Consider the following 2,622-nt stretch of genomic DNA (forward strand, 5'->3'; position numbering starts at 1 on the left):
GGACGGACGCGTCGGCGCGGTTCGTCGACGTCGAGGTCGTCCGCGAGAGCCGGTTCCGGTTCGCCGACGACGTCGAGGGGATGTTCGAGGCGGCGGTCGAGACGTGGGACCAGATCCGCGCCGACGCGTCCGTCCACGCCAGCGTCGCGTCGACGACGTGGCCGGGCTCCAGCGACGCCACGCGCTCAGCGATCTCCCCCTCGTACCCCTCCGCGGTCGCGTACAGGGGGTCGAACTGCTCTTCGGCGTCCGGCGCGGTCGGATTGATCCGCCCGTCCGGGAGCTCGACGAGGACGAACTCCTCGGGGGCGTCGGCGGCGGCACCGTCGACATCGGAACCGTCCTCGATGTCCGGTCGCGGCCGCCGGTCGTGCACGCGGAACCGGCCGCTCGTCGTCGGGTCCATACGTGTGGATCGGTCGGCGGGCGGATAAGCGGGTCGGACCGGACCGTCGGCGACGTCCCGCGCGAGGGTCGAACCGGGTCCGTCCCGGTGGCGGATCCGTGTCGTTATGGGGCGGGCGACCCTACGGATACGGTAATGGGGATCCTCGAGGACAAGTCGAACGCCCGCCTGTTCTACAAGTACCTCTCGAAGGTGTACGACCAGGTCAACCGCTTCAACTGGACCGAGGAGATGCGGACGGAGGCGCTCTCCTGGCTGGAGTTCGGCGACGACCCGAAAGTGCTCGACGTGGGGTGTGGCACCGGGTTCGGCACGCAGGGACTGCTGGAACACGCCGACGACGTCCACGGGCTCGACCAGAGCGTGCACCAGATGGAGAAGGCGTTCGAGAAGTTCGGCAAGCGCGACCGAGTGAACTTCTACCGCGGTGACGCGGAGCGGCTCCCCTTCCGCGACGACACGTTCGACGTCGTCTGGTCGTCGGGCTCGATCGAGTACTGGCCGAATCCCGTCGAGGGGCTTCGGGAACTGCGCCGCGTCGCGAAGCCCGGGGGGCAGGTGCTCGTCGTCGGTCCGGACTACCCGCACAACCCCGTCCTCCAGCGGATCGCCGACGCGATCATGCTCTTCTACGACGAGGAGGAGGCCGATCGGATGTTCGAGGCCGCGGGCTACGAGGCGTTCGAACACCACATCCAGCGAGCGACGCCGCGGAGCCCCCGAGCGATCACGACGGTCGCCCGGGTCGCCGAGGAGTAGCGCGCGGAGCGAGCGACGCCGTCGCTCTACTATCCAGGCTCCACGACCGCCTCTAGCGCCGCGACCGGCCGTCCGCCGACCGATATCTCGACGGCGATCGTCCGTCCCGGTTCGAGGGCCGGGTCGTTCGTCCCCGCGATCCGGAACGACGCCGATTCGCCGACGGACCAGTCGCCGTCGCTGGCAGCGTTGAACGCGCCGGTCGGTCCCGGCCGGAAGCCGGCCGCAGAAAAGAACGGCACCGGCGGCTGGCGGGCGAGCGGCTCGCCGTCGACGCTGACGCGCACGTCCAGTTCGCTCGCGTCGAGCGCGTCGCCGCCGCGGTGCGTGACCGTGACCCGATCGCCGGCCGCCGACAGCGACAGTGACGCCGTCGGCGCGGGCTCGACGGGCTCGGCGGGAGCGGCGAGCGCAGCGGTGACGACGCCGCCCGCGAGGACGACGGTGATCGCGAGCAGCAGGACGCCGGCGACCGGGGCGAGCGCCCGATCGGAGCGGTAAGCGTCGCCAGCGGCGTTCCGGTTCGACGACGGACCCGGGTGGGTCGGTGAGCGGTCGGGGAGCACGGGGCGGCTGGCCGCGGCATCAGCTAAAAACGTCCGGACGGAAGCCGACGGGCGAGGGGACCGGTTCATCGCCTCTTCGACCCGGTCGTCCCGTCGGACGAGGAGGCGACGGACGGGGACGCGGCGAGCGCCAGCACCGCGGCCGCGGTGGCGAGATTCAGCGCCCGCGTGGGGCGGGCGAACCCGAGGGCCGTCTCGGCGGCCACCCAGAGCGCCAGCGCGACACCGACCGCTACGGCCGCGGCCCGCCCCCACGAGCGGTCCGCGTGGAGCCCGTATCCGGCGAGGACCGGACAGACGCCGAACAGCGCGACGAGCAGGGCTCCGGGGAGCAGGAAGTCGTCGACTGGCGTCGGGGCGAGCGGGGCCGGCGACGCGTCCACGAGCGCGCCGGAGGGGTCGACAACGAGCGCGGCCCCGCCGGCGAGCGCGCGTGCCGCGAGCTGGCCGAGCGCCGCGAGGAGCGCCCAGTGGGAGAGTGACCGGCCGCGCAGGCGCATGGAGAGGGATGGGTGCGGGACCGACAAGAGCACCGCGACGAATTCCGGAGGTCTTGGAACGCCCAACCCTGGAACACCCGACTGAAGTCGCGTCCGCGGGCTCGGGCGCGCCGGCGACAGCACGCGGCTGCGCTACTCGTCGTCGACGAGCCGGGGCGTCGAGATCGGTCGGAGGTCGTCGACGACGACGACGCGGGGCTCGTCGACGACGGTGATGCGGTACGGCTCCGCCGGCGAGAGGGTCCTGACGACCCCGTCGGCGTCCGTGGTGCCGATCGTCCGGCTGTCGCCGTCTCCGACGCTCTTCGTCACGGTGACGTCGGGAGCGGGGTCGCCTGTCTCCTCGTCGAGGACGGTCACCGTCACCGGGCCGCCGGCGTAGCTCCGTTCG

At 72.3% G+C, this 2,622-nt stretch carries 4 protein-coding genes and 1 pseudogene; 1 reads left to right on the plus strand and 4 read right to left on the minus strand.

Features of this window, described 5'->3' with window-relative positions:
• On the minus strand, positions 1-406 hold a 406-nt coding region (locus DJ74_RS17350), incomplete at its 3' end, for a DUF6663 family protein (RefSeq protein WP_321166859.1).
• A gap of 135 nt (positions 407-541) precedes the next feature.
• Here DJ74_RS17350 and DJ74_RS17355 point away from each other — a divergent pair.
• Complete coding sequence (locus DJ74_RS17355; RefSeq protein WP_094528059.1) at positions 542-1,165, plus strand: methyltransferase domain-containing protein; 624 nt, start codon at positions 542-544, stop codon at positions 1,163-1,165.
• A gap of 29 nt (positions 1,166-1,194) precedes the next feature.
• Here the strand turns inward: DJ74_RS17355 and DJ74_RS17360 are convergent, their stop codons facing one another.
• From DJ74_RS17360 to DJ74_RS17370, 3 genes and pseudogenes are all read right to left on the minus strand, one after another.
• Entirely contained in the window at positions 1,195-1,731 is a 537-nt protein-coding gene (locus DJ74_RS17360) for a type IV pilin N-terminal domain-containing protein (RefSeq protein WP_254921671.1), read from the minus strand.
• A gap of 65 nt (positions 1,732-1,796) precedes the next feature.
• Positions 1,797-2,231: a hypothetical protein gene (locus tag DJ74_RS17365; RefSeq protein ID WP_094528061.1), complete on the minus strand. Its 435-nt coding sequence runs from the start codon at positions 2,229-2,231 to the stop codon at positions 1,797-1,799.
• A 132-nt stretch (positions 2,232-2,363) separates the two neighbouring features.
• Positions 2,364-2,622: pseudogene (locus DJ74_RS17370) on the minus strand (hypothetical protein); the annotation flags it as partial.

The sequence above is a fragment of the Halorubrum sp. Ea8 genome (assembly GCF_002252925.1).
GTDB lineage: Archaea > Halobacteriota > Halobacteria > Halobacteriales > Haloferacaceae > Halorubrum.